Source organism: Micromonospora sp. NPDC023814 (assembly GCF_040639595.1).
GTDB lineage: Bacteria > Actinomycetota > Actinomycetes > Mycobacteriales > Micromonosporaceae > Micromonospora.
Genome location: NZ_JBFAAF010000050.1, coordinates 52,831 through 59,867, shown reverse-complemented (window position 1 = coordinate 59,867; position 7,037 = coordinate 52,831). Strand labels below are relative to the sequence as shown.

The window sequence follows — 7,037 nt, the reverse complement described above, 5'->3', positions numbered from 1 at the left end:
GTTCGGCGGCTACGGCTACACCGTGATCGTCCAGCACGCCGTCGGCAGCGAGGCGTTCTACGGCATCCGCCGGCCCGGCCGCGACCGCCACCCAGGAGCGGACCGGGCGGGCCGCCGAGGCGGGACGGGACGCGGACGACGAGGACGGCGACCTCGGCTGGTGGGCGAGCCTGCGCGCCGGGCTCGCCGAGGCGCACGCCGACCGGGCCGTCCGCGCGGCGGTGCTGCTGGTCGCGGCGGTCGCGGCGGTCTGGGGGGCCCTCGAGGAGTACACGCCGCTGCTGGCGCGGGACACCGGCGTCGCCGAGGCGACCGTGCCGCTGCTGCTCCTGCTCATCTGGGTCGGGGTGAGCGCCGGCGGCCTGCTCGCCCCGGCGGGGGAGCGGCTGGCCACCCGCGGGTACGCCGGGCTGCTGGCGGTGTCCGGCGTGGCCCTGGCCGCCGGGGCGCTGCTCGCCCGGCCCGTCGGGTTCGTGCTGGTCGCGACCGCGTTCTGCGGCTTCCAACTCGCCACCGTGCTCGCCGACGCCCGCTTGCAGGCCCGGATCGCCGGCGGCAGCCGGGCCACGGTCACCTCGCTCGCCGGGATGGCCACCGACGTGACGATCATCGCCGTCTACGGCGGGTACGGCCTGCTCGCCCCCGGGGCCGGCAACGGGGTCGCCTTCGCGGTGGCCGCCGTGCCGTACCTGATCGTCGCGCTGCTCCTGGTGACGCGCGGCGGCCGGCGGGCCCGAGGCGGGCCGGGTCGGGTGGCCGCCGGTCGCGCCGGCTGACGGAGGGGCCCGGCGGCGGTCGGCGTGACCGTCGCCGGGCCGGCCCGTCGTCAGCCGGTGACGTGCCGGTCCGACCGCTGGTGGCCGGATCGGAAAGGTCGTGCCGGCGACGGACGCGTGCTCATCGGCCCGCGCCTTCCAGGAGGTGCTTGAGCGCGGCCAGCCGGTCCCGCCAGTACGCCTTCAGCTCGGCCGCCTGTTCCGCCCCGGTCAGTTTCTCGTGCTGGACGGACACCCGGGACTTCGTCTCGCCCACGGCGGCGAACCCCACCACGAGCCGGGTCGACCCGTCGCCCCAGTCGGCGCGGAACGTCCGGGGCGCGGTGGCGGTGCGGACCCGGACCTCCGCGTCGGGCAGCCACCGGCGGCGCAGCGCGTCGTCGGCGAAGGCGTCGAAGAGCTGCCGCACCGGGACGGCCACCGTGCGGCTGCCGGTGGCGGAGAAGCCGCCCCCGCGCCGCTGCCCGGGGGCGCGCAGGCCGCGCGTCTGTTCGTACCCGACGGTGAGGGTCTGCGCCCACCAGCCTGGCACCTCGTGCGTGGTGACCAGCCAGCGGGCGATCTCGGTGTGCGTACGCCCGGTGGCGTCCCAGGCGTCGAGCAGGACGAACCACTCGTCCCAGCCGCGGCCGGTGCGCTCCCGCAGGAGCGCGTCGGAGATCCGCTCGGTCTGCACCGCCGTGCCCGACGACGTCGCGCCCGGCGCGGGCTTCGACTGCTCGGGCGGCGCGGCTGCGGGCTCGGGCTCGGCGGCGGTCGACCGGGCGACGAGCTGCCGGCGGGCGGTCGTGTAGCTCTCGCCGGTCTTGTCCATCCGGGCCCGGACCCGGGTCTTGAACGACTTGTCACGCGTCATCACATGCTCCCTCGTCGACGGCGCGGGTCGCAGGGACTCACGCTCCCGTCGACCGCGCCGGATCAGGGCATGTGGCACGGCATCCCGAGAACGCGAGGCTCCCTTTGCCTCCGCGACGCCGGTGGCGTGAGCACCGGTAGGGAGGTGAGGCGCGGGACGGCGCCGCCACCAGCATACGCCGGGCGGGAGGACGGCGGGGTCGGGGCGGCGGTCAGGGGCCGGCGGTCTCGCCGGTCTGCTCCCAGATCGAACTCATCTCGTCGAAGGCCTGCTCCATGAGCTGCACCATGGCCCGCCGGGCGCGCTCGCCGTCGCGCCGCTGGATCGCCTGGGCCACCTCCGCGTGCAGTTGGAGGGCCTGCTCGTGCGGGTGGTGGGGCATGAGGTGGTGCTGGTGCCGGCCGGTGAGCACCTCCGCGACCAGCTCCTGCAGCCGGACGAACATCTCGTTTCCGGAGGCGACCAGCACCCGCCGGTGGAACTCGATGTCGAGCCGCAGGAAGCGCTCCTCGTCGCCGGCCTTGCCGGCGGCCCACATCTTCGCCGCGAGCCCGACGAGGTCGCTCGCCTCGTCGTGACCGACCCGGCTGGCCGCGAGCAGGGCGGCGTGCGGCTCGACGGCGGTGCGCAGCTCGGTGATCGAGCGGAGCTGGGTGATGCGGCCGGACGAGGCGAGCCGCCAGCGGATCACCTGCGGGTCGAAGACGTTCCAGGCGTCCGTCGGACGGATCATGACGCCGACCCGTCGGCGGGTCTCGATGAACCCGATCGAGGCGAGCACCCGCAGGACCTCGCGGACGACCGAGCGGGACACGGCGTACCGCTCGACCAGGTCGTCGATGTTGAGGACGGCCCCGGCCGCCAGTTCGCCACCGCAGATGGCCGTGCCGAGGTGGTCGAGGACGCGTGCGTGCAGCCCGGCCTCGACAGGGGCGACCGGGGCGACTGCGACCCCTGGGGAGGACGGTTTCACACGGCGGATCATATCAGTTGGGTCTACCTCTTGAATAAATCTGCTTTTTCGGCCTAGCATCCCGACGTTAAGCGGATGTAAACAGGGAGGTGGCGGCCCCACCTCGGGCCCGGCCACGGCCACGGCATAAGGAGAGATGGACGTGAGACGTCGATCAGTTATCGGGTCTTCCCTGGCGATGGTCGTCGCCCTCGGCCTGTCCGCCTGTGGCGGCGGGGACGACGCCGGCGGCTCGGACACCGTGCGCGTGACGCTGGTGAACCACGTCTGGACGGAAAACATCAAGAAGGCGCTGCCGGAGTTCGAGAAGCAGTCGGGCCTCAAGGTCGAGGTGACCCAGCTCGGCGAGGACCAGCTCTCCGACCAGTACAACGTCAAGCTGAACGCCGGGTCCAGCGACATCGACGTGATGATGTACCGGCCCCTGCAGGAGGGGAAGCTGTTCGCCAAGAACAAGTACCTGGCCGACCTGACCGACAAGGCCAAGTCGGACAGCGCGTTCGAGTTCGGCGACTTCCAGACCGGGCCGGTGCAGGCCACCAGCTACGAGGACAAGCTGGTCGGGGTGCCGATCATCACCGAGCAGGAGGTCCTCTACTACCGCAAGGACCTGCTGGAGAAGTCCGGCTTCACGGCCCCGCCGAAGACCCTCGACGAGCTCAAGGCGCAGGCGGCCAAGGTCGAGGCGGACAACCCGGGCGTGGCGGGCTTCGTGTCCCGCACCGGCAAGGCGGCCGCCGTCACGCAGTTCTCCAGCTTCCTCTACAGCTTCGGCGGCGACTTCGTCGACGCCAACGGCAAGGCGTCGGTCAACACCGACCAGGCCAAGCAGGCGTACGCCTACTACGGCGGGCTGCTGCGCGAGCACGGCCCGGAGAACATCAGCACCGACATGAGCTGGTCCGAGGCGATGGCGATCTTCACCCAGGGCAAGGCGGCCTTCTACACCGAGGCCAACTCGCTCTACAAGAACGCCACCGACCCGGCCAAGTCGAAGGTCTCCGAGACCGTCGGGTTCGCCGCCTTCCCGGCCGGCCCGGCCGGCTCGAAGCCGTACAACATCCCCTCGTGGGCGCTCGGCGTCAACGAGACGTCCAAGAATCAGGACAACGCCTGGAAGTTCATCCAGTGGGCGGCCGGCAAGGAGCAGGCGCTGGCGCAGCAGAAGGCCGGCGTCCCCAGCGCCCGCACGTCCGTCTGGGAGAACCCGGAGGGCTCGGCGAGCTACCCGAAGGACCTCGCCGAGGCCACCACGGTCAGCACCGCCAACGGCGTGGGCCACGACCGTCCGCTGGTCGTGAAGGTCGCCCAGGCGCGGGAGATCGTCGGCCAGCCGATCGTCGACGCGATCACCGGCAAGGACCCGGCCGCCTCGGCGGACGCGGCCAACGAGGCGTTCCAGAAGTTCCTCGACGACGAGGCGAAGTAGCCCGAAGCGTAGGTGGCGGAGCCGACCGGCTCCGCCACCCCGCGTCGGGACGCTGGCCCTGACCCCCCACCCGGAGACCTCATGTCAGCCGTCACCACACCAGTCAAAAGATCGACCGAGGCGCGTCCGGCGTCCCCGGAGACCTCGGCCTGGTCGCGCTGGGCCAACGAGCACCGCAAGTGGCTCTTCGCGGCACCCGCCATGGCGTTCGTCGCCGTGCTGATCGTCTTCCCGGTGGCCTGGACCGGGTACCTCAGCCTGACCGACGCCGAGGGCTCGGTACGCGCCGAGAGTGAGTTCATCGGCTTCCAGAACTACCTCGACGTGCTCACCGACACCGACCGCTTCTGGCCGGCCGTGTGGCGCACCGCCCTCTTCACCGGCGTCGTGCTCCTCTTCGAGGTCGTGCTCGGCATGGCGATCGCCCTGCTGCTGTGGCGGCCGTTCCGCGGTGAGAAGTGGGTCCGCGTCGCGATCCTGCTGCCGCTGGTCGCCACCCCGGTTGCGGTCGGCATGATGTGGCGGCTGATCTTCGACCCCAACATCGGCATGGCGAACCAGGTGCTCGGCTGGGTCGGGATCGACCCCCAGCCCTGGTTGTCCGGGCAGAGCTCCGCCCTGCCCACGACGATGTTCATCGACATCTGGCAGTGGACGCCGATGGTCGTGCTGATCCTGCTCGCCGGCCTGACGTCGCTGTCCGACGAGCCGCAGGAGGCGGCGCTGATCGACGGCGCCAGCACCTGGCAGCGGTTCCGGCACGTCACCCTGCCGCTGCTGATGCCCACCGTGATCGTCGCGGTCCTGCTGCGCGGCATCGACGCCCTGAAGACCTTCGACATCCTCTACGCCACCAAGGGGCGCGGCGGCGGGTCGTTCCACGAGGTGGAGACCCTCAACGTCTACGCCTACGGCCTCAGCTTCGACTACAACGACTACGGCGTCTCGTCGACGGTCCTCATCATCTTCTTCCTGATCATCATCGGGGTGATGTGGGCCCTGACCTACCGCAAGAAGGGGCTGGACCGATGAAGCCGAGCAGGCCGTTCAAGGTCTTCCGGGCGGTGGCCCTGGTCGTCGTGGTGTTCTCGCTGATGGCGCCGCTGCTCTGGATGATCCTCGCGTCGCTGAAGACCAACGTCGACATCTACGACACCGACAAGGCGTTCTCCTTCTCGCCCACCCTGGACAACTACGGCACCGTGCTGGAGCAGGCGAACTACGTCCAGTTCATCGGCAACAGCCTCTGGGTGGCGTTCGCGGCGACCGTGCTGTCGCTCCTGCTCGGCGTGCCCGCCGCGTACTCGATGAGCCGCTTCAACATGAAGAAGTCCGCGCTCGTCGTGCTCATGGCCCGGGTCATCCCCGGCGTCTCGCTGCTGGTGCCCTGGTACTACGTCTTCTCGAACCTGCAGATGGTCGGCGGGTTCACCGTGCTGATCCTCAGCCACATGTTCGTGTCGCTGCCGCTGATCGTCTACATCATGATGGGCTACTTCGACGGCCTGCCGAGCGAACTCGAGGAGGCGGCGCTCGTCGACGGGCTGACCCACATCGGCGCGTTCCGGCGGATCACCCTGCCGCTGTCGGTGCCCGGCATCGCCACCGCGGGGATCCTGTCCTTCATCTTCTCCTGGAACAACTTCATGTTCGCCCTCGTGCTCTCCGGCGCCGACACCAAGACGCTCCCCGTGGCGATCTTCGACTTCGTCGGCTACGCCAGCATCGACTGGGGCGGCCTCATGGCGGCGGCCACCGTGGTCACCGTGCCGATCATGGTGATCGCCCTGTTCGTGCAGAAGTACATCGTCTCCGGCCTCACCGCCGGCGCCACGAAGGGCTGAGGACGCCATGACGACAATCGAAAAGGTCGAGACCTTCCTCGTCGCGCCGCGCTGGCTGTTCGTCCGGGTGCAGACCTCCTCCGGCATCGTCGGCTGGGGCGAGGCGACCTGCGAGGGCCGCTCCGAGACCGTCCGCACCGCCGTCGAGCAGCTCAGCGAACTGCTCATCGGCCAGGACGCGCTGCGCATCGAGGACCACTGGCAGGTCATGACCAAGGGCTCGTTCTACCGGGGCGGGCCGATCCTGGCCAGCGCCGTGTCCGGGCTCGACCAGGCCCTGTGGGACATCGCCGGCAAGCACTTCGGCGCGCCGGTGCACCAGCTGCTCGGCGGCCCGGTCCGGGACCGGATCCGGGTCTACGGCTGGGTCGGCGGCGACGAGCCCGCCGAGGTCCGCGACCAGATCGCCGCCGCCGTCGAGACCGGCCTGACCGCGGTGAAGATGAACGCGTCCGGCAAGATGAGCCCCGTCGCGTCGGTCGCCGAACTCGACGGCGTGGTCCAGCGGGTGGCCGCCGCCCGCGAGGTGCTCGGCGACGAGCGGGACGTGGCGGTCGACTTCCACGGCCGGTTCACCCTCGCCACCGCCCGCCGGGTCGCCCCGCTGCTCGAGCCGTACCGGCCGTTCTTCCTGGAGGAACCGGTGGTCCCGGAGAACTCGCACCTCATCGGCGAGTTCGTCCGCTCCACCACCACGCCGGTGTCGACGGGGGAGCGCCTCTACAGCCGGCAGGAGTTCCTGCCGGTGCTGCAGGCCGGCATCGCGGTCGCCCAGCCGGACCTCTCGCACGCGGGCGGCATCACCGAGGTCCGCAAGATCGCCGCGCTGGCCGAGGTGTACGACGTGCAGCTCGCCCCGCACTGCCCGCTCGGGCCGATCGCCCTCGCGGCCTGCCTGCAGGTCGGCTTCGCCACGCCGAACTACCTGATCCAGGAACAGAGCATCGGCATCCACTACAACCTCGGCGCCGAGGTGCTCGACTACTGCCTCGACAAGACCCCGCTGACGTTCGTCGACGGGTACGTCGAGCGGCTCACGGCGCCCGGACTCGGCATCGAGATCGACGAACACGCCGTGCGAACGGCGGACAAGCGCGGCCACGCGTGGCGCAGCCCCACGTGGCGGCACCGTGACGGCTCCTACGCGGAATGGTGATCA

At 70.9% G+C, this 7,037-nt stretch carries 6 protein-coding genes and 1 pseudogene; 5 read left to right on the top strand and 2 right to left on the bottom strand.

What is annotated here, in order from left to right; all coding sequences use genetic code 11:
- Positions 1–119 precede the first annotated feature (119 nt).
- Positions 120–776: pseudogene (locus AB0G14_RS24250) on the top strand (MFS transporter); the annotation flags it as partial.
- A 121-nt stretch (positions 777–897) separates the two neighbouring features.
- Here AB0G14_RS24250 and AB0G14_RS24245 read toward each other — a convergent pair.
- Together AB0G14_RS24245 and AB0G14_RS24240 are read right to left on the bottom strand one after the other, a co-directional pair.
- Positions 898–1,632, bottom strand: a complete 735-nt coding sequence (locus AB0G14_RS24245) for a hypothetical protein (RefSeq protein ID WP_357700986.1) — start codon at positions 1,630–1,632, stop codon at positions 898–900.
- A 211-nt stretch (positions 1,633–1,843) separates the two neighbouring features.
- Positions 1,844–2,605, bottom strand: a complete 762-nt coding sequence (locus AB0G14_RS24240) for an FCD domain-containing protein (protein ID WP_357700984.1) — start codon at positions 2,603–2,605, stop codon at positions 1,844–1,846.
- 142 nt (positions 2,606–2,747) lie between these two features.
- On the opposite strand from AB0G14_RS24240, the gene AB0G14_RS24235 reads away from it, so the two are divergent.
- The 4 genes from AB0G14_RS24235 (at position 2,748) to dgoD (ending at position 7,034) form a co-directional block, all read left to right on the top strand.
- Positions 2,748–4,034, top strand: a complete 1,287-nt coding sequence (locus AB0G14_RS24235; protein ID WP_357700982.1) for a sugar ABC transporter substrate-binding protein — start codon at positions 2,748–2,750, stop codon at positions 4,032–4,034.
- A gap of 81 nt (positions 4,035–4,115) precedes the next feature.
- Positions 4,116–5,066, top strand: a complete 951-nt coding sequence (locus tag AB0G14_RS24230) for a sugar ABC transporter permease (protein ID WP_357700980.1) — start codon at positions 4,116–4,118, stop codon at positions 5,064–5,066.
- Complete coding sequence (locus AB0G14_RS24225) at positions 5,063–5,878, top strand: carbohydrate ABC transporter permease (protein WP_357700978.1); 816 nt, start codon at positions 5,063–5,065, stop codon at positions 5,876–5,878. The genes AB0G14_RS24230 and AB0G14_RS24225 overlap by 4 nt, the downstream gene beginning before the upstream one ends.
- A 7-nt stretch (positions 5,879–5,885) precedes the next feature.
- Positions 5,886–7,034 carry a galactonate dehydratase gene (gene dgoD, locus AB0G14_RS24220; RefSeq protein WP_357461346.1) on the top strand — a complete coding sequence of 383 codons (1,149 nt, stop codon included), beginning with the start codon at positions 5,886–5,888 and terminating at the stop codon, positions 7,032–7,034.
- Positions 7,035–7,037: the final 3 nt, after the last annotated feature.